Consider the following 19,748-nt stretch of genomic DNA (forward strand, 5'->3'; position numbering starts at 1 on the left):
AATATCTCACTACCAATACAATTAGCTCCCCTGATTCCTCCTTAAGATCTTTACCACCCGATTGTAGACGATCTCATGCAGATTCCAGGCATAGCCTCCGTTGGTGTTGACAAACTGGACTACCACCGCATCGATATCGGGATGGTACTTGGCGATGCTTTGATAGCCGGGGACTAATCCGGTATGCTCATAGACGTACACGGAGGAGTAGATCTCCTGCTCCTTTTCTGTCAGCAAGGTCCCGTCATTCAAAGCTCTCAGGAAAATCCCGACTTCCTCTGCTGTGGAAATCATCGAGCCTCCGGGGTGGATAAAATCATTTCCTTTGATGTCCAAAGGATAGCCCACAAAATACCCGCTCATCAGTTCCTCCTGATCTACCTCCGAGAGCAGGCTGTAGGTCCGCCTTAAACCCAAGGGTTCCAAAATCTCCCTTCGGATATACTCATGATGCGAATAGCCTAAAGTTTTGTCCAGAATTTCACCGATCAGCAAATAATTCGTGTTGGAATAGGCATATTTCTCATTGGGAGCAAAGTCTGCCGGCAAGTCGTAGATCAATTCCAAAGCTTGTCGATTTTCAGTAAAGGGCTGATCCCAAGGATAATTGGACTGATCAGAATAGTTGGGAATCCCGGAGCGATGCTGGATCAACAGGCGAAGGGTAATTTGATCAGCATTTTCAATATGTTTGGCAACCTCAGGAAGCAATTCTGCAAGGGTATTATCCAAAGAAAGTGCCCCGCTTGCCACGATTGTGCTGGCTGCAGCTGCGATATAGAGCTTGCTAATGCTGGCAATTTTGAAAAGGGAATTTGGGTCGGCAGGGATTTTTTTGTCCCGGTCTTTCCAGCCAGCCGAATAGAATTGAGGTTCTTTTCCACCCTGATCCACATAGACGATGATCCCATCGAGTTTGTAATTGATCGCCATTTCCACTTGCTCCTGAATGGTATCCGGAGTCGGCGCCAGCCACGCCCGCAGGATCAACCAAGGGACGAAATAAATGGTAGCGGAAATTGACACGAGTATAAAAAGGATTCGAAGTATTTTTTTGAGTTTCATTGAGATAAATTTTTAATGTGACTAGGAATCCTTCCGCCCTTCCAAATCAGCCAAATTGCCAATCCAATCTCTGCAAATGCCATGGGTAGTGAAAGAACCTGTTCGACTTGGACTATTTGATGAATCTGTTCTGAGAAAAGGGCTTTCGCCAGATGAATTCCTGAGTAGCAAAAGCCTGCGAAAATCAGGATTCCACCCCAGAAGTTTGGGACAAATCCGGCTTTCCAACAAAGAACGCCCAATCCAATGAGATGCAATCCAAAAAAAATCAATCCGGCGGACCAGATTATTTCGAAAGCTTCCAACTCATATAAAATTTGACTGGATGCTGCCTCCTTGGATACCATAGAAAGCGCTGCCATTTGATGATAAATCGCCACCCCCAATACCGCTGCATACAGAATTCGGAGAGCAGCAGTGACTTGGGAAAGATGAAGGTTCACATTCTTTAGAAATAAATGAAGAGCCCAAGCGACCAGAATATCGAGGATAAAAATCCCGATCCAAGCTGCAATTCCAGACTGAAACGTCTCGATTGATGATTGGATGCTTTCAAGGGTTTTTTGGCCCTCTCCTGGAAAAACCAAAGAACCATAAACAAATCCATAAGCATAGCCAGCCAAAACGGCCATCAGAATCAGTGAGAGTCCAGCGATAATGGCATATTTTCTTTTTGATAAATTCATAGTGCAGTAGAAATAGGTCCGGTTTCCCAGAGCTTTTCAATCGAGGGATGGAACGGAAATAGGATTGATTTTGGGGCTTTTATAATCCCAAGAGAGTCCGAACAGCGGTCTTAGGAAAGGAATTCTTCGAATCAGGAATTCGAAAATGACGAAACAGAATAGTCCTGTAAATCCGATGATAGCCAAAAATTTAAAGAAAATTGGCCAATTCAAAGGTAAAATTACCCAGGCAGCTGCATGCAAACCCACCATGTGGAGAATATAAACCGGATATGCTGCCTGACTCAGATAGGTTAAGGTAGCACTGGGTTTGTTTAGATATTTGTAGCCAAAACCGAAAATCGCCAAGATCCAAGTGACTGATTCCACCGCCATCAAATAGCCGGGAGCGACTAAATCGAAGGAAAACCATCGAGTCAGATACAATCCCAAAGCCAATCCCAAGTAAGCCCAACGCCAGGTCAACGCTGTCTTCCAAAATGACTCACCGCTGTACACCAATAGAAACCCGCAGAAAAAGGCCACAATCCCCAGAAAGAACCCATGCCAGGTCAGGGCATACATCTCAAATACCTGAGGCTTGACTAGCAATACCTCCAAAACAAAAAGCGATGAAAGAGACAAAGGGCCAAGGGGATTACTCATCCATGCGGAGAGCTTTTTCTTAAATGCTCCATTCTTTGACTTTTTCAGGAAGAAGAAAATCGGAGTCAAAATCAGCACATAAGCGAAAATGTTGCCCAGAAACCAGAGATGAGCAGGATGTGGAGAATAAGCAAGCGGCAGATGGTAATAGGCTTGGAAAATCAGAAAGTGAAGCGGTACAATGGCCACAACCCCGAAAAGGAAGGGAATCAGGATTCGCCTGCTTCGCTCTACCAAGAGTTCCTTCCAATTTCGCTTGCGAATGGCGAAATAAACGCCCATTCCAGAGACAAAGAACAAAAATGGAATCCGCCACACATTCAGCAGGGTCATCGGTTTCCAAAGCCCTTCCATAAGCTCATCGCTTTTGATAAAACCGAGAAACATGGCCCAAGGCTGGAATACTATCGCTATGTGATAGATCAGCAGCAGGGCGATTGCAATCACCCGCAGCCAATCGATATCGTATCTTCGTTGAGTTGTCATGATCTGATCAATTGAATTTTCTGATTACTGAAGCATCATGGCGATGACCGGACGGGTCTTTTCCAACTGCTCCATATCCAGTTGGAGTCCCATAGGACCGAGTTGTTGTTGCATCATGTCGTAGATGGGCTTGACTTCAGCAAATGGCCCCATGACGGTCTCCCTTGGGGTAAATCCATAGTTGTTTTTAAGCGATTTGTCCGCACCAGCATCGAGCAGCATTTCCACCATTTCCACTCGGCCAAAAAATGCCGCTGCATGCAAGGGGGTCGTTCCGTCGTTGTTGGCGATAGTCAGGTCAGCATTCGCTTCCGCCAATACTTGAGCGATTTCCTTTTTATCAAATGTGATCGCGGTAATCAGGGGAGTAGATCCGCTGAAAGATTCCTTGACATTGATATCCGAACCTGCTGCGATATGCAGCTTGACTACTTCCAGATTATTGGTAAGGACAGCGGTGTGGATATCCAGTTTAGGGGGTTCCACTTGCTGATCGTTGCTTGCCTTTTCCTGGGCTCTTGTACAAGCGGGTAAAAGAATAATGGCTAATAAAAGGCTAGCCATAATTTTGAGCGAATTGTTTTTCAGTGTTTTCATGATGTTGTTTTTTGTTAGAAAAGGTTTTGAATTTTGTTCGGTACAAAGTTGGGGCGAGCCTCCCGAGTGGATGTAAAAGACAGGATGCCAAAAGCATAAAGTTTCGCTCAGGGATAAAAACTATGACGCAGGGCTATAAACTATGATGCAAAAGCTGATGAACAGCAGGAGAATCTTTGGAAAAAGTGGCTGTCTCTTTGCCTAAATTTTTCTACCTTGAAAATTGATTTTTAGCATGGCAGAAGGTCAAAAACATAGCGAAGACTTCATTTCTCAGGCCACTGCCTTGGTGGTGGAGCGAGCCGCTGATGAACACTTTGGCGTATCTGAACTGGCAGATGCCATGAATATGAGTCGGTCTAATCTCCTCAGAAAAGTACAGGCTGCCACTGGTCTTTCAGCCAGTCTTTTTATCCGTAAGATCCGCTTAGAGATTGCCATGGACCTGTTGAAAGAGGGAAACATGACCGTATCGGAGGTTTCCTATCAAGTAGGTTTCGGAAGTACCTCCTACTTTATCAAATGCTTTCGGGAGCAGTATGGATTTCCTCCCGGTGAAGTCGGGAAGCAAAAAACAGAAGTCAATCCAGAAGAGTCCAAGCCTGTTGTACCATCAAATGAAAAACGAAATTTCAGAATTTGGATTCTTGGTTTTCTGGGTGTTTTGGTGGTGGCCGCGATGGGTTATTTCTTTTGGCCGAAAACATCCTCGGAGCTTTCCTCAGAAGAAAAAACTATTGCTGTATTGCCATTTAAAAACGAAAGTGCTGACTCCAGCAATCTCTACTTCGTCAATGGATTGATGGAGTCCACACTAAACAATCTTCAGAAAATCAATAACCTCCGGGTGATCAGTCGATCCTCGGTGGAAAAGTATCGAAATACCAACAAAAGCATTGCTGAAATGGCCTCAGAGCTCGGAGTAAGCTATTTTGTTTCAGGCAGCGGGCAAAAGGTCGGCAACCAAGTCTTGTTAAATATTCAGCTGATCGATGCTCAAACAGAGCGTCAAATCTGGGCAGAGCAGTACAATCGTCAGTTGGAAGATATTTTTTCCATTCAAAATGAAATCGCTACCCAAATCACCGATGCGATCAAGGTGATCGTCACTCCGACCGAACTCGAGCAAATTGAGAAGCGCCCGGCCAAAAATCTTCTCGCTTACGATTACTATCTGCAGGCTTTGGAGCCGTACCATTCCCGGACAGACGAAGGCCTTCTGAAAGGAATTGAGCTATTTGAAAAGGCTATTGAGCAGGACCCTGAATTTTCTCTAGCCTATGCGCATGTGGCTATTTCTTACTATCTGCTGGAGATGTTTCGAGCCGAAAAGCAGTTTACTGAGAAAATCAATTCCTATGCAGACAAGGCCCTGCTTTTTGATTCCAAATCCGCAGAAAGCCTGACCGCTAAGGCTTTTTATTACATTCAAAGTGAGGAATTTGCGCTAGCAAGGCCGTATTTGGAAAAAGCGCTGGAATACAATCCCAATTCTGCTTTGGCCATTCAGATGCTGGCAGACTTTTACTTTCGCTTGGCGCCTGATACAGAAAAGTATCTGGAATATGCGCTCAAAGCTGTACAACTCCAAGTGACAAGTGGTGACTCCACCACGCAGAGTTACAGTTACCTTCAGCTGGCCAATGCTCTGATGACGGCAGGTTTTGTGGAAGAAGCCAGGAAATTTATCGATCAGTCCCTAGCCTATGATTCTACCAATTACTATGCGCCGCACCTGAGATCCTATATCCTTTTCGCTCAGGAAAAAGACAATGAAAAAATGCGTCAACGCCTAATCAGAGAATGGAAAAAAGATCCCAGTCGTCTGGATATTTTACAGGATATTGGCAAGTTCTATTATTTGGACAAAAAGTACGACAGTGCATTTTTCTATTACAGCCAGTTTGTGGATGCGCGTGAGAGCAACGGGTTAAAAATCTATGAATTGGAAAATGCCAAAATCTCATTGGTTTATGAAGAGAATGGAAAAACTCGGCAGGCTAACCGACTTTTTGAGGAGTTTGCAACTTACGCCGAGGCTGACCAATCCATCTACAGGAATATTGCGTTAGCCACCCAATCTGCGATGAAAGAAGATTGGGAAAAAGCATTGGACCTCTTGGAAGCCTTTGCTGAGGAGGACAACAATCAATTTTGGTTTTTATATCTAAAAGACGAACCGGTATTTGAACCGGTCAATAACTTAGCGAGGTTTAAACTGGCCATGAAGAAGATAGAGACCAGATTTTGGGAGCAACATGCGCGAATAAAAACCAAACTTTCTCGGGAAGGACTGTTGTAAAGTCTCTTCCGGAAAAAAAGAGGACCGCCGTAGCAGCCCCCCTTTCCCAAAAAAATTGACCTAGATTCTTTTAAAAACTCACCTTGTAAATCCCACCCAAAGGTCCGGCTACCTGGACTCCCTGACTGGTCATCGGAGTACTGATGAGAAAATAAATACTCCCGTCTTTGTCCACGCCCAAAATCTTATTGAAGGTTTTTCTGGAGCTCACGTAGTAAGTATTATTCAAGTATTCAAAAGTCTGCTTGATCTTGAAGCCTCCTTTTTTCTGGAAGTTTCCTGCAGCTCCAGGCTGAATCCCTACCGTATACTCGAACTGAGGATAATTGGCCACGTTTCCGGAGGCTCCACCAAACATGCCATAAATATCCCCTCCAGTCTGGTCCAGTCCTACGGGCTGAGTAAGCTGACCTCCGACCTGCATTGCTGAAAGCGTACCACCCATTGCCACTTCGCCGGATGCTTCGGATCCATTGATAGTGTGGTATTTCAGAGAATTTATCGAATTGTCACGAACCAATCTGAAGCTATTGTCCCCCATAGGAATGATAAACGTGGCCAAACCTCCGGTCATCCCCTCGATTAGGGCCTTTCGATTGGATAGGTTTTCGTCATAGGCTGCGAGGTGGTATCCGGAGGCAAATTCCGGAATGTAAATGCTCTTATTGGTACCAACAAAAATTCCATTTACTCCCGCCCCATTGTTGATCTTGGTATTCCCCAGCATGGTAACTGCCTTGGATTCCAAGTCGAGCCTAAAGACATTGTTTGGAGAAAGAGGTACACTTAAAACACTTTTGATCCCATAAAGGTTACCATCCGCCGCAGCGAAAATAGTCTGAGGGATTGTTGCCGCGTTGATGATACCGATTTCACTTCGATAGATTTCGCTGCTGGTGTCTACCACCTTTGTAATAGCCTTGGTGCTCAGATCGATGGACACCAATCCTTTTTCACCCACAGCGTAAAGGATGTTTTTTTCCTTATCTATTTCCAAAGTCCAAAACGGACCATACTCATGACTGTTGACGATTACTTCTTCAAAGCTTAAATCCCCGGAGAGGGTTTCGAAAATAGCATCCACATCGGGACCAACCGCCACAGGTTCTGCAGAGATGGTCAGTTCCGGACCCTCCACCGCAGGTTTGCCTTTGCGAGCCACGGTGATCTTGCCGGATTCTGTCCCTTCGGGGATTTTGAAATTGATTTGGGTCAGACTGGAAGAAAGGATCTCCATGACTTTTTCCCCGACTTTCACCTCCAAAAGAGAGGCATCCGTATCAAAATGCTTTCCAGTGATGACGACTTCTTCCCCTACTTTTGCAGCGCTTTTATCCACAGATTCGATAATCGGCGCATAGAAAAAGAACCCGCTTTCCGCATTGGCCCCCAAAACAGTCAGGGAGAATTTACCATGATTTCCGTTTTCGGGAACAGTTACTTTGAGTTCAGTGGCTGTAGCGCTTGAAGGTTCGCCCAGCACCAAATCGCCCAATTTGAGGGAATTCTCGCTTTTCAGAACACTAAAACCAGTCCCTTTGATGGTAACCTCCGTTCCGGCAGGCCCATAATCCGGACTGATCGAAACAATGGAAAGATTGGAAGCAGGAGGATTGATTTGGGATTTTGGTCGTTGATTGGACTTGAAATCTTTGACCTTTATCGTTCCCTTGGAAGTGAAGGTATTGCCCTGTGCATCCTTGAAGGAAATCTCCCATTCCAAAGTCAGATTGTCTCCGTCGATTTTTACAATCATTTTACCCGATACGGCAAAAAATGTATTGGGAGACTTCGAATACCGCACAAAGGAAGGAGGAACCGCATTCACCTCTTGACCTTCAGTTGTCCCTGTTTTTCTCAATCCAGAAGAACCCAGGTCCATGACTGCAGGAAATTCCTGGGTCAGATTGATCGTGCCTGCCTGAGCATCCTGAAGAAAAAAGGTCAGCCTTTCGCTGTTTGGAAGAGAGGCACTGATTTCAAGCGCTCCGGATGTCTCTCCCTGGTCAGAAAAATAAACCGCCTGAATGCCTGATGAATTGACAGATATATTCTGTCCGGAAATCTCTCCTTCCAGACCTGAAACAAAACTGTCAATAGGATTAGGGTCTTCCGTGTCCTCCCCACAGCCGGTTTGGATCAGAAGTAAAGCCAAAAGAAAGTAAAGTAGATTTTTCATCGTCTTGGGATTTTTATAGCATTCCAGCCTTTATCGCATGATATTGATGTCGGTAAACTTCCCGTTGGTGACATTCACTTCGGGACCTGAACCAGTCATGGGGCGGGCTTTGAAAGAAAATGTCCCGGACACTTTATTGTCTTCCAGCTTGGTGATGGTCAGTGTTCCTGAGGTCGCGTTGTGGACGACTTGGTCCGCGGTAGTCCAGATAGCCGTGCCATTGAGGTCAAAATTTCCTGTGCGCTCGGCATCCAGCGTGATGGCCATGCTTGATCGGTCGGTGGCACCTGCACCAATCGCAAAAACCGTAAATCCGGCTACGGTAGTGATTCGGCTATTGCCGGAAGCTTTCCATTCTTTTCCATCGATAGTGGCTTCTACATTCAGGGAACCCGCAGGGATATCATCATCATCACTTCCTGGACATGCAAAAAACACCAAGGCTAAAAGACTGAGGAGAAGAGATCGTAGTTTCATAGTAAAATATTTTTTTGGCAAATTGCTCTGAAAGCTCAAGCCATAGAATCCCCCGGATTGGGTATATTTTATCCGTGCTACTGGGTAGGGCTTAAAAAAATCGGCCGGCCCATTCAAAAAAGGATTTTGATTTGCCTCCTATATTCACTTTTCCTTAAGTTCACTGAACCAATTCAACCTACCTACCACCCCTTTTCATGAAAATCCTTCTTGTAGATGACCATCGCATTCTTTTGGATGGTTTGAAATTTTTGATTCAGTCTCAACCCGGCATTTCCGAAGTGGACACAGCAGATACAGTGGAAGGTGCTTTAGCGAAAATCCGGTCAGAAATCCCCGATTTGATTATTTCGGACATCTCCATCCCCGAGATCGGAGGGATTGCTTTTGCTCAAAAAGTAAAAAGCCTCTACCCTAAAGTCCGTTTGATTTTCCTGAGTATGCATGATGAACCCTATCGGGTAAAAGAAGCTTTGGCCACCGGGGCGGAAGGGTATGTATTAAAAAAATCTGCCCATTCCGAATTGCTGAAAGCGGTAGAAGAGGTATCCAAAGGTGGGATGTATTTCAGCATGGGAATTCAAAAAATCCTGATTCAGCGAATGCAATTTCCCGAGGATGAGCGGATACTGACAGATCGGGAAAAGGAAGTGCTGAAGCTGATTTTTGATGAGTTTTCAAATAAGGAAATCGGAGAAAAACTTCACATCTCCGAGCGCACCGTGGAAACCCACCGAAAAAACATCTACCAAAAAACAAAGACCAACTCGCTGGTTGGTCTTTTGAAATTTGCTATGGAAAATAACCTGGTAGGGGGATTGTCCTAGTCTTTGGTCATCTCTTGGAAATTGGCCAAACCGGCCTCGATCAAATCATTGATGGTGCCTGAGGCTGCATTGATGTACGCTTCCTTGTTGCACTCGGCGAAATGAGAGGCAACTGTCCGCTGCTCGCCTGAGGTCATGACCAATTGGGAGTACCCAGCCTTGGAAAACATGTCGGACTGGGCCGAGGTAGTTTCCCTGATCTTTTTGTCCTTAAATACTCCTTCAAAAGATACCGCCTTCTTCGGCTCCACTTTGGCGTGGAAGAGGGGATTGTTTCCGATATCCAAACCTGACATAAAGCTCACCTGAGAAAGCAAGTTGGGTCCGCCTCCCAAAGAAGCCTTGTTTTCAGTCGGATCCACGATCGGCTCAATTCGGTAATCGATCTTGGCTTTGACAGAAGTGGAATTGGTCCAGGTATCCGAGTCTGCGTCCAAATTCACGAATGGGAATACAAAGTTTACATCAGCGATAAATACGTTATCCATTTCCTTGGACATTTTTGGAGTATTGTCAAGTAATCCCCCGCCCATTTTTTGCTTTCCGCTTGCAGAGATTTTTTTCACCAGGTATTCAAATCCTACAGGGGTGACCATCACATATCCGGCAGCCTGAGCATCGGAACTCGCACCGCCTTTTACCTTGGTCCATTCTGCAAAGTATTCGTATTTCGAGGCCTCATCAGCGCTCATGATTTCGAAACCTTGGCTAGTCAGCTGCTTCACATAAGTTGCGTAGGCATCATTGATGATTTTTTGAAAGTCGTCCACATCCACACCGGCAATCTGAACGCCCATTTTGGTCATGGTGCCTGAGGTAAAAGTCGTCCGATCCGCGCGGTCTGAGCGTCGGCTTGAAGTCTTGGCCGAAGCCTCCTCATACACCTCAAAAAGTGCATTGAAACTTCGGATAAAAACCTTTTTGGGAGCCTTGCTTCCTTGGTTCTTTTTATTGAAACTGGTGGTTTTGATGTCCTTTTCGGACAAAACTGTAGGGGGTGCGAGCTCCACAAGCAGGAGCAAAAACGCAAGAAATAGAGTTTTCATAATTTTTATTTTTTTGGGAACCTAAAGTTGGATCATTCCAAAAAGTGGTAGAATCCCGGCAAACCCGGTTTTTTTATCCGTGCTAGTACGTAGTTTGGGGTATTAAGTCTCCAAAAAGCCTATCTTTTGCATCTTTTCTTTCCTATACCCGCCTATGTCCAGATTGATTTACCCCTGCTTGTGGTTTGACCACGAAGCGGCTGAAGCAGCTGATTATTATACCTCGGTTTTCCCAAATTCCCGGATTCTGGAAAAGAATCCCATCGCAGTCGAATTTGAGATTTTGGGGACTCCGATGATGGGTTTGAATGGCGGGCCAAAGTATCAGCAGACCGAGGCTTGCTCCTATTTCATCTATTGCGGAGCGGAAGTGGATATCGATAAGTTGTATGGGGATTTGATGGAGGGAGGAAAGGCTATTTTTCCCTTGGGATCTTACCCTTGGAGTCCAAAATATGCTTGGGTGACGGATCGCTTTGGCACCAACTGGCAGCTGGATGCAGACCCGATCCGAAGTCCTCAAAAGATGGTCCCCTGCCTACTTTTTGTCAATGAAAACAGAAGTCGGGCAAGGGAAGCAATGGAGTTTTACCTGGGGATTTTCCCGGAAAGCAATAAGCTGATGGAAGCCCCTCATCCTGGTTCCGAGGACCTGCTGTTTGCCCAAGTGAAGCTGGAAGGCTACCTGGTCAATCTGATGAGCAGCACCGAAACTCATGATTTTGGATTTAGCCCGGGCAATTCCTTGGTAGTCACCTGTGAGGATCAGGAGGAGATAGATTTCTTTTGGGAAAAACTGGGAGCAGGAGGGCATTATGACCGCTGTGGCTGGTTGACCGACCGCTTTGGTCATTCCTGGCAGATTATCCCCAAGGACCTTGGGCAGTGGATCAATGATCCTCAAAAAGGCCAAAAAGCGATGAACGCTCTTTTGAAAATGGATAAGCTTTGCATTGATGACTTGAAAAACCCGGCATAATCTCGAAATAATGGAAATAAAAATCAGCGCGCAAATAAATGCTCCTTTGGAAAACGTCTGGGATTATTGGACCCTAGGAGAACACGTCACCGGATGGAATTTTGCCTCGGACGATTGGCATTGTCCTGACTCGAAAATCGACCTAAGGCCAGGGGGTGAGTTTCATTCCACCATGGCTGCTAAAGATGGGAGTTTCAGCTTTGACTTTTGGGGCACCTATTCTGAAATAATCCCTCAAAAGGAAATCCGAAGTACAATGGGAGATGGCAGAAAACTGGATGTCTTTTTTGAATCCCAAGCAGGCGGAGTTTTGGTGACGGAAATCTTCGAAGCCGAGGATCAAAATCCCATAGAGCTACAGCGGCAGGGTTGGCAGGCGATTCTGGACAATTTCAAGAAGTACTGCGAAAAATAATTCGAGAATTTCTGGAGGATTGTAAACTTTGAAAAGTATCTATCGTAATATTGCAATAAATAATTAGAAAGCATGGGAGTCACTCAGACACATCTTTTCACTGAAGAGCAAAACGAAATCGCCCAATTAGCCAAAGCGATCGCTCATCCTGCCCGAATCGCCATTCTGCAGCACCTCATTAAGACCAAATCCTGCATCAACGGGGACTTGGTTTTGGAAATCGGCCTGGCACAGGCTACCATTTCCCAACACCTTCGGGAGCTCAAGGAAGCTGGCTTGATCCAAGGAACCATCGAAGGCACCCGGGTCAATTACTGCATCAATCCCGAAAAATGGAATGGGCTGAAATCCCTCTTCGAAGAATTCTTCCAAACCTATGCGGATTGCTGCGGTCCTGCCTGCTAAAAAAATTTACATTCAATCATCGTAATAAAGCAATAAATCATGCTACTCTCAGAAGCCAAATCCATTCTCTCCCAATCTGAAACCATCGCTTTCCAACTTCCAAACGGCGACCTGGTTCCGAGCCACTTTCACGTGACCGAAATCGGCCTGGTCGATAAGCATTTCATCGACTGCGGTGGGACCATCCGAAAGGAACAAAAAGTAAATTTCCAGCTTTGGAATGCCGATGACTATGACCATCGCCTCCACCCTGAGAAATTGGTAAGCATCATCGAGCTTTCTGAGCGAGTTCTTGGAATTCCTGACTTGGAAATCGAAGTGGAATACCAAGGGGAGACCATTGGAAAATACGGTTTGGACCATGACGGGAAAAACTTCCTCCTGACCACCAAAATGACCGACTGCCTGGCCAAGGACAACTGTGGCATTCCTGCCCAAAAGCCAAAGGTCCGTCTTTCCCAATTGCAAGCTTCCTCCTGCGCACCAGGCTCAGGTTGCTGCTAAGTCTAATTCCCAGACCTTTTAGGTTTCAAAAACCTGGAAGGTCTTTTTCCATTTAAATCACCAATCCAATGGCTTCATCAAAATCTACCCTTTATCCATTGCTGGCCGAAACCATCAAAAAAGCCGGCGAACTCTTCATACCTCCGGACCGAATGGAAGTATTGCAAGTCCTGATCGACTACATCCAGTCCAAAGTCGATGAAGGGGAAGAGGTGAATTTGAATTTCATCTGTACCCACAATTCCCGCCGAAGTCAGTTTTCCCAGATTTGGGCCAAAACAGCTGCAGATCTTCACGGCATCCCTGCAAATTGCTACTCAGGTGGAGTTGAAGTGACTGCGTTTAATGAACGGGCAGTTAATTCTTTGAAGCGAAGTGGTTTCAGGATTTCTTCTAAAGCCAATGGAAGCAATCCGATTTATTCTGTCTTTTATTCCGAAGAAAGTGCCCCAATTACCGCCTTTTCCAAAACTTACGATGACCCTGCCAATACAGCAAGTCAATTTGCGGCGGTGATGACCTGTGACCATGCGGATGAAAATTGCCCTTTTATCCCCGGTACTGAGCAACGCATCCCAGTAAGATACGAGGATCCGAAGGCCTTTGACGATACGGAATTAGAAGCTGAAATGTATGATAAACGCTCCCATCAGATTGCGTCGGAGATGTTGTATGTATTTTCCCAGATAGCTAGAGGTTAGATTTCAGACACAAGACATTAGACAAAGAGGCTAGACTAAAGATAAAAATGGTTGTTTTTTCCCATCCCTAGACTCTATCCAACCTTTGCGCTGCTTTCGGAAAAGCAACACAAATCCAAGCCAGCGAAATATCTGTGCTTATCTGTGATTTTATCTGCGAATATCTGTGGGAAAATCACTTGGTTTGTCCCGCTTCTCCAGAAGCTGGACTTTTTATTCAATTACTTTGTTTTCTGACTTCGGAAAAGCAGCATAACCCAATCAAGCCAAATCATCAATCGCCACTTTGTAAGTAGGATCTTCTAAGATATTCACTTCGATGATTTCATCAGCTTTAGCCAGAAGTTTTCTGCAATCAGGGCTGAGGTGTCTGAGATGGACTTTTTTACCTACTTTCTGATAGCGCTCGGTGATTTTATTCAGCGCTTCGATGGCAGACATATCGACTACCCGGCTTTCTGCAAAGTCTATAATCACTTCTTCGGGATCATTGAGCACATCGAATTTTTCTCCGAAAGCCGTCACAGAACCGAAAAACAGAGGGCCAAACATTTCGTAGTGTTTGATTCCCTTTTCGTCCACATATTTTCTAGCGCGGATTCGCTTGGCATTATCCCAAGCAAAAAACAAAGCAGCCAAAATCACCCCAATCAATACGGCCAATGCTAGATTGTGAAGAACTGCAGTTATCCCCGTTACCAAAAACATCAGGAAAATATCCTTTTTGGGCATTTTCGTGATCGTCCGCAAACTCGCCCACTCAAAAGTCCCGATCGAAACCATAATCATCAACCCGGTCAGGGCTGCCATCGGAACCTGCTCGATCAGACTGGAACCAAACATGATAAAAACTAACAGCATCACGGAAGCCACAATCCCGGAAAGTCTGGCTCTAGCACCGGAAGAAATATTGATCAAGCTCTGCCCGATCATCGCACAGCCTCCCATGCCGGAGAAAAATCCCGAGGCCACATTGGCCAATCCCTGAGCGACTGCCTCTTTGTTGCTGCGGCCTCTGGTTTCGGTGATTTCATCGACAATATTCAAGGTCAACAGAGACTCAATTAGCCCAACTCCGGCCATAATCAGGGCATAAGGAAAAATAATCTCCAAGGTTTCCCAAGCAAAAGGCACACTCGGGATATGGAAGGGAGGAAAACCTCCTTTGATACTTGCCATATCGCCCACCGTTTTGGTATCCAAACCCAAGGCAGCTACCACTCCAAAAACGACCAAAATAGAGGTCAAGGAGGCTGGAATCGCTTTCGTTAACTTGGGCAGACCCCAAATAATAACCATAGCCAAAAGCACCAAGCCCAAAAACACATACAGGGTCGGACCACTCAGCCATTGCCCATCTTCCCCTTTGAACTGATCCAATTGGGACATGAAAATGATGATGGCCAGGCCATTGACAAAACCAAAAATAACCGGATGGGGAACCAAGCGGATGAATTTCCCCAATTTCAAAGAACCAAAAATCACCTGAAGCAATCCCGAAAGGATCACTGCTGCAAAGACATATTCCACGCCTTGAGTTGCAGCTAAGGTCACGATCACCACCGCTATCGCCCCTGTCGCGCCGGAGATCATTCCCGGTCTACCGCCCAGAATCGAAGTCACCAAACCCATCACAAAAGCAGCATAAAGCCCTGTCAGGGGAGAAAGTCCAGCAATAAAAGCAAAGGCTACTGCCTCCGGAATCAAGGCTAAGGCAACAGTCAGGCCCGATAGGATCTCGATTTTGTAGTCTACTATTTGTCTGAGGTCAAATAGGTTGAAATACTTCTTCATCTGGGAAAATGAAACTTTATGAAAATTGGAGAAAAGAGTAGCCCGAATGACTTATTGAAACATGCCAAACGAATTGACTTTTTCTATGGGGGCTACTTTATCTGAGATGTGCAAAGGTAACCAAAAACCCCTGTTTAGAATAATATTTGGTTTTTACCCATAAAATCAAACAAAGTTTTGAAAAGAAAATCCTCCATTCCAACCCATTCAATCGATAGAGAAGACTTGCAAAAAGTTTTTGAGCCTATGATGTTTTTGTCCAAGTCAGGCAATCGTAGGTCCAAGTCAGGAGACTTGAACCATTAGAGCCTATGATGGTTTGGTCCAAGTCAGGAGACTTGAACCAGTCCGGATAGTTCAAGTCTTAAGACCTGTCTGACGACAAAGGCAGGCTCCAGCTAGTTCAAGTCTTCAGACCAGTCTGACGACATAGGCAGGCTTGGACTTCTTCTTCATGCAGTCTTCAGACTGCTTTTTTGGTTCAGAAAAGTGTTTGATTGGTTCAGCTTGGATCAGGAGATTTGAATTGGTGGGTTAGCGAAGGTGGTCCAAGTCAGGAGACTTGAACCATTCGGTACCGATTAAGCACTGAAGGTGCGTTTTTTACCAACCACAAATTCAATTTGGGGATGCAATCCAAAATGGATTCCCTTGGAGCGCTGAAGGCGCGATCTATACAGGTCGCCCTTTCAGGGCTCTCTATCCGGTCTAAACCTTGGCAAGGCATTTGATGCCTTGCTTTTACAGGACGTGCCTTTGGCACTTAGTCTAAACAATAAGGAAATTGGTCCACGCCCGCCTTCACCGGGCAGTCCCGCCTGGTGCAGACAGGTCAGGAGACTTAAATCAGTTCGAGTTCGTTTAGTGGGTTCGAGTCTGAAGACTTGAACCAATCAATCAAATTTCAAATCACAAATTTTCAATCTAATCTCCTCAGCCTCAAATGGCCTCATTTTTGAGTCTAAAAAAATGAAAATATCCCGGAACCTTTTCGAAGGTTTTGGCTATTTTCAAACCACTCAATCAAAACAACCAAACACCACTTTTATGACCGAACAACAAAAACAAGCACTCGAGGAGGCCATTGCCTCCCTCAAAGGAAAGCTAACCGGCGACATGTTTGCAGATATGGAAGTCCGGGATCAGATTCATAATCTGGAAATGCAGCTTAAGGGTGTAAAGCCCATGGATTCACACTTTGACTGCATAGGCTGCGGAAGTTAATCTCGAAGTTTTGCCTAGATACTTTATCATTTACAAACCATTTGGCGTAGTCAGCCAATTCAGCGGAGAGGGGCCCACATTGGCCTCTCTCGGCGCTTTTCCCAAGGAAGTTTACCCTGTAGGGCGCTTGGACAAGGACAGTGAAGGATTGCTTTTAATCACTGACGACAAATGGCTCAATCATCATCTCCTCAATCCTCGCTTTGGTCATCAACGTACTTATTATGCCCAAGTAGAGGGAATTCCTACACCTGAGGCACTAAAACAATTGCAATCCGGAGTCACGATCAATGTAGATGGCAAAGACTACCTAACCAAATCCGCCATTGCCAAAATCCTTGATCCTGTACCCACTCTTCCCGACCGAAATCCGCCGATTCGGTACCGGGCAAGCATTCCGGATACTTGGGTTTCTCTTACTTTGATCGAAGGGAAAAACAGGCAGGTAAGAAAGATGACCGCAGCAGTAGGCTTTCCTACGCTCAGGCTGGTTCGCTTTTCAATGGAAAAAATCACCATCGAAGGCATGCAATCCGGAGAAGTACGGGAGATGGAACAGGAATCCGTCTACCGAATGCTGGGCCTGACCGGATATGCCAAGACCGGTGCTAACCATAAGAACCGCCGCTCTTAAAAAATCCTAAAAATCTGTTTAGCCCAAGGCTTTTCCGTTCCTACCATTTAAGATTGTGGGTTGGAACAAATTCCCCTATTTTAGGCCTCCCAATCGGGTAATAAATGTCAGATTCATGCATCAGGAAAAAATCGCAGAAGTAATTCAGGAAGTCAAAAAAGTGGTAGTGGGCCAAGACAAAATGGTCAATCGCCTTTTGATCGGTTTGTTTACCAACGGACATATTCTACTTGAAGGGGTTCCGGGTTTGGCAAAAACCCTCACTGTAAACACCCTGGCCAAAGTCCTGCATTTGGACTTCAACCGGATTCAGTTTACTCCCGATTTATTGCCTTCCGACCTGATCGGAACGATGATTTACAATCAACAGACAGCCAATTTTGAGGTGAAAAAAGGACCTATTTTCGCCAATGTGATTTTGGCGGATGAAGTCAACCGATCTCCTGCAAAAGTGCAATCTGCTCTTTTGGAAGCGATGCAGGAAAAGCAAGTAACCATCGGCGAAACTACCTTCCAATTGGATCGCCCATTTTTGGTTTTGGCTACGCAAAACCCTGTAGATCAAGAGGGAACTTATCCCCTTCCTGAAGCTCAGGTGGACCGATTCATGATGAAAGTCCACATCGATTACCCAAGCAAATCCGACGAACTGGAAGTCATGCGCCGCATGTCCAATATGCAATACAGCTCTGAAGTCAAGGCAATCCTTTCCAAGCAGGATATTTTTGATATCAGAAACGAGATCAATGCCATCAAACTGGCCGAACCGCTGGAGAATTACATTATCGAGCTGGTCTTTGCTACGCGTTTTCCACAGCAGTACGGATTGAAGGACGAGGCGAAGTACATCATGTTTGGAGTATCTCCAAGGGCAAGTATCAATTTGAACCTTGCCGCTAAGGCGATCGCCTACATGGATGGACGGGATTATGTGCTGCCAGAGGATATCAAGGAAATCGCCGAAGATGTACTGAACCACCGAATTTTGCTCAATTATGAGGCAGAAGCCGACGGAGTGGACACAAGAAGCCTGGTTCGCACGCTCTTGGAAAAAGTGCCGATCAATAAGGCGGTAACATTAAAATAACATGAAATAACCCTTTAAAAGGCTTCTCGGACGGGAAGCCTTTTTTTATGCATTTTTTGTTAAAGCAATATTAAATTCTGTCTGGTTTTTTAAAAAAAGCATAATTCAAATCATTCTACCAAGCCGGGAAATTGAATTCACCTTTGCATCGAAATACGAGCAAACCATAATTCAATTTATAACACATGAAAAAGTTCAATTACTTATTAATGTTGTTCTCGGCGGTGATTATCACCTTCACTAGCTGTGACGATGATGATCCAACTCCAGATAACGGAGTGACCATTTCTGGAATTCCTGCCACAGCTACCATCCCAGCAGGAGGAACACTAGGACCTGTGACTGCCACAGCGACAGCTCCTGATGGTCTTGCCCAACTTTCAATTACTAAAGATGGAGCTCCTTTGGCCACTGTTCCCTTGAGTGGTACTACTGCTTCTGCTCCGTTTGAATACACTGCCACTCCTGCAGATGCGGGAAAAAATATTGTTTTTGTTTTCACAGTTACCGATGTAGATGGGGATGCAGCTACTGCACAGCACGTATTGACTGTACAGGCTGAAGAGACTACTGTCAGAGTAACTTCCAACATTACAACCAACACAACTTGGGAAACTGGTAAGACATATATCCTTGGAGGTAGAATTTCAGTGACTGCAGGCGCTACTTTAACCATCGAGGAAGGAGTAGTAGTAAAAGGCGAAGTAGGTACCGGTGCTAATGCTTCTGCTTTGGTAATCGCCAGAGGAGCAAAAATCGATGCTCAGGGTACTGCCACCGCTCCTATCATTTTCACGACTATTGCTGACGAAATTGAGCCGGGGATGATCGAATCTCCCAACTTAACTCCTGACTTGAACGGTCTTTGGGGTGGTCTTTTGATCTTGGGTAATGCAAGAGGTTCTTTCGCAGGAAATGTGACTGAAATCCAGATTGAAGGTATTCCACCATCAGACACCAATGGCCTTTACGGCGGTACTAACGACGAAGACAATTCCGGTATTTTGAAATTTGTATCTATCCGTCACGGTGGTGCTAACATCGGAGAAGGTAACGAAATCAACGGTCTTACCCTAGGTGGTGTAGGTTCCGGTACAGTAATCGAAAACGTAGAAGTAATCGGTAACCAAGACGATGGAATCGAGTGGTTTGGTGGTACTGTAAGCGTAACCAACGCTTTGGTATGGAATGCAGGAGATGATGCATTGGATACTGACCAAGCTTGGGCAGGTACTTTGGACAACTTCATCGTATTGTGCGGTGACAATACTGACCATGCACTTGAAATTGACGGACCAGAAGGTTCATATTTAGCAGGACACACTTTAATGAATGGTTCTGTTAAGGGTAACCCTACAGCTGAATTGGGTGACTTCAGAGACGGTGCCCGTGGCATGTTTGAAAAAATCTACTTCTTCGATTTCCCTGCTCCTGCAGCTAGCGACGGAAGAGGTGACTTCTCCCTAAGTGGTGATAAGACCCTTACTGCATTTGCAGATGGTTCATTGAAATTTGCTTCTTTGGAAACGGTATTACCGGAAGGTGCAACTCTAGCCAATGTCTTCAGAAGTGGAACAGATGTACACGCCACTGCTGTAGCAAAAGGTGCAAATACTGTTGGAGCAGACAAAGCTGCTTTTGTAGCTTGGACTTGGGCTGACGTATCCGGCGCTCTTGCTGATTTCTAAATCATAA

General features: G+C 45.4%; 19 protein-coding genes. 11 read left to right on the forward strand and 8 right to left on the reverse strand.

Annotated elements, in window-relative coordinates:
* Nucleotides 1-21: 21 nt before the first annotated feature.
* Genes AAA938_RS11795 through AAA938_RS11810 form a run of 4 tightly spaced genes read right to left on the reverse strand, consistent with a single transcriptional unit; the run spans nt 22 to nt 3,479 of the window.
* On the reverse strand, nt 22-1,065 hold the full coding sequence (locus AAA938_RS11795) for a serine hydrolase domain-containing protein (RefSeq protein WP_338228937.1): 1,044 nt from the start codon (nt 1,063-1,065) through the stop codon (nt 22-24).
* The gene (locus tag AAA938_RS11800; RefSeq protein ID WP_338228938.1) at nt 1,062-1,751 is read right to left on the reverse strand and encodes a DUF4386 domain-containing protein; all 690 of its coding nucleotides are present in this window, start codon (nt 1,749-1,751) and stop codon (nt 1,062-1,064) included. The genes AAA938_RS11795 and AAA938_RS11800 overlap by 4 nt, the downstream gene beginning before the upstream one ends.
* A 36-nt stretch (nt 1,752-1,787) precedes the next feature.
* Complete coding sequence (locus AAA938_RS11805) at nt 1,788-2,882, reverse strand: acyltransferase family protein (protein WP_338228939.1); 1,095 nt, start codon at nt 2,880-2,882, stop codon at nt 1,788-1,790.
* A gap of 24 nt (nt 2,883-2,906) precedes the next feature.
* The gene (locus tag AAA938_RS11810; protein ID WP_338228940.1) at nt 2,907-3,479 is read right to left on the reverse strand and encodes an ankyrin repeat domain-containing protein; all 573 of its coding nucleotides are present in this window, start codon (nt 3,477-3,479) and stop codon (nt 2,907-2,909) included.
* 235 nt (nt 3,480-3,714) lie between these two features.
* Here AAA938_RS11810 and AAA938_RS11815 point away from each other — a divergent pair, with 235 nt between their 5' ends.
* On the forward strand, nt 3,715-5,781 hold the full coding sequence (locus tag AAA938_RS11815; protein ID WP_338228941.1) for a helix-turn-helix domain-containing protein: 2,067 nt from the start codon (nt 3,715-3,717) through the stop codon (nt 5,779-5,781).
* Between the two features lie 70 nt (nt 5,782-5,851).
* On the opposite strand, the gene AAA938_RS11820 is transcribed toward AAA938_RS11815, so the two are convergent.
* Nucleotides 5,852-7,960 carry an IPT/TIG domain-containing protein gene (locus tag AAA938_RS11820; RefSeq protein ID WP_338228942.1) on the reverse strand — a complete coding sequence of 703 codons (2,109 nt, stop codon included), beginning with the start codon at nt 7,958-7,960 and terminating at the stop codon, nt 5,852-5,854.
* Between the two features lie 30 nt (nt 7,961-7,990).
* On the reverse strand, nt 7,991-8,437 hold the full coding sequence (locus tag AAA938_RS11825) for a DUF6252 domain-containing protein (RefSeq protein ID WP_338228943.1): 447 nt from the start codon (nt 8,435-8,437) through the stop codon (nt 7,991-7,993).
* A 197-nt stretch (nt 8,438-8,634) separates the two neighbouring features.
* Between AAA938_RS11825 and AAA938_RS11830 the strand changes: the two genes are divergently transcribed.
* On the forward strand, nt 8,635-9,264 hold the full coding sequence (locus tag AAA938_RS11830) for a response regulator (RefSeq protein ID WP_338228944.1): 630 nt from the start codon (nt 8,635-8,637) through the stop codon (nt 9,262-9,264).
* On the opposite strand, the gene AAA938_RS11835 is transcribed toward AAA938_RS11830, so the two are convergent.
* Nucleotides 9,261-10,310, reverse strand: a complete 1,050-nt coding sequence (locus AAA938_RS11835; protein WP_338228945.1) for a hypothetical protein — start codon at nt 10,308-10,310, stop codon at nt 9,261-9,263. The two genes, AAA938_RS11830 and AAA938_RS11835, sit on opposite strands and share 4 nt — an antisense overlap.
* 154 nt (nt 10,311-10,464) lie before the next feature.
* Here AAA938_RS11835 and AAA938_RS11840 point away from each other — a divergent pair, with 154 nt between their 5' ends.
* The 5 genes from AAA938_RS11840 to AAA938_RS11860 all read left to right on the forward strand — a co-directional run bounded on the left by AAA938_RS11840 (nt 10,465) and on the right by AAA938_RS11860 (nt 13,314).
* On the forward strand, nt 10,465-11,289 hold the full coding sequence (locus tag AAA938_RS11840; RefSeq protein WP_338228946.1) for a VOC family protein: 825 nt from the start codon (nt 10,465-10,467) through the stop codon (nt 11,287-11,289).
* A 10-nt stretch (nt 11,290-11,299) separates the two neighbouring features.
* A complete protein-coding gene (locus AAA938_RS11845; RefSeq protein WP_338228947.1) occupies nt 11,300-11,704 on the forward strand; it encodes an SRPBCC domain-containing protein in 405 nt (134 codons plus the stop codon).
* Between the two features lie 72 nt (nt 11,705-11,776).
* Nucleotides 11,777-12,109, forward strand: a complete 333-nt coding sequence (locus AAA938_RS11850; protein ID WP_338228948.1) for an ArsR/SmtB family transcription factor — start codon at nt 11,777-11,779, stop codon at nt 12,107-12,109.
* Between the two features lie 39 nt (nt 12,110-12,148).
* On the forward strand, nt 12,149-12,613 hold the full coding sequence (locus AAA938_RS11855; protein ID WP_338228949.1) for a DUF6428 family protein: 465 nt from the start codon (nt 12,149-12,151) through the stop codon (nt 12,611-12,613).
* A gap of 68 nt (nt 12,614-12,681) precedes the next feature.
* Nucleotides 12,682-13,314, forward strand: coding sequence for a low molecular weight phosphatase family protein (locus AAA938_RS11860; protein ID WP_338228950.1), 633 nt, complete (start codon nt 12,682-12,684; stop codon nt 13,312-13,314).
* Nucleotides 13,315-13,575: 261 nt separating this feature from the next.
* On the opposite strand, the gene AAA938_RS11865 is transcribed toward AAA938_RS11860, so the two are convergent.
* Entirely contained in the window at nt 13,576-15,108 is a 1,533-nt protein-coding gene (locus AAA938_RS11865; protein WP_338228951.1) for a SulP family inorganic anion transporter, read from the reverse strand.
* A 1,047-nt stretch (nt 15,109-16,155) separates the two neighbouring features.
* Here AAA938_RS11865 and AAA938_RS11870 point away from each other — a divergent pair.
* From AAA938_RS11870 to AAA938_RS11885, 4 genes are all read left to right on the forward strand, one after another.
* Complete coding sequence (locus AAA938_RS11870; RefSeq protein WP_338220555.1) at nt 16,156-16,332, forward strand: hypothetical protein; 177 nt, start codon at nt 16,156-16,158, stop codon at nt 16,330-16,332.
* A gap of 10 nt (nt 16,333-16,342) precedes the next feature.
* A complete protein-coding gene (locus tag AAA938_RS11875) occupies nt 16,343-16,966 on the forward strand; it encodes a pseudouridine synthase (RefSeq protein ID WP_338228952.1) in 624 nt (207 codons plus the stop codon).
* A 115-nt stretch (nt 16,967-17,081) separates the two neighbouring features.
* A complete protein-coding gene (locus tag AAA938_RS11880) occupies nt 17,082-18,053 on the forward strand; it encodes an AAA family ATPase (RefSeq protein ID WP_338228953.1) in 972 nt (323 codons plus the stop codon).
* A gap of 185 nt (nt 18,054-18,238) precedes the next feature.
* On the forward strand, nt 18,239-19,741 hold the full coding sequence (locus AAA938_RS11885; RefSeq protein ID WP_338228954.1) for a hypothetical protein: 1,503 nt from the start codon (nt 18,239-18,241) through the stop codon (nt 19,739-19,741).
* The last annotated feature ends 7 nt before the right edge of the window (nt 19,742-19,748 follow it).

The sequence above is a fragment of the Algoriphagus taiwanensis genome (genome assembly GCF_036245645.1).
Lineage (GTDB): Bacteria > Bacteroidota > Bacteroidia > Cytophagales > Cyclobacteriaceae > Algoriphagus > Algoriphagus taiwanensis.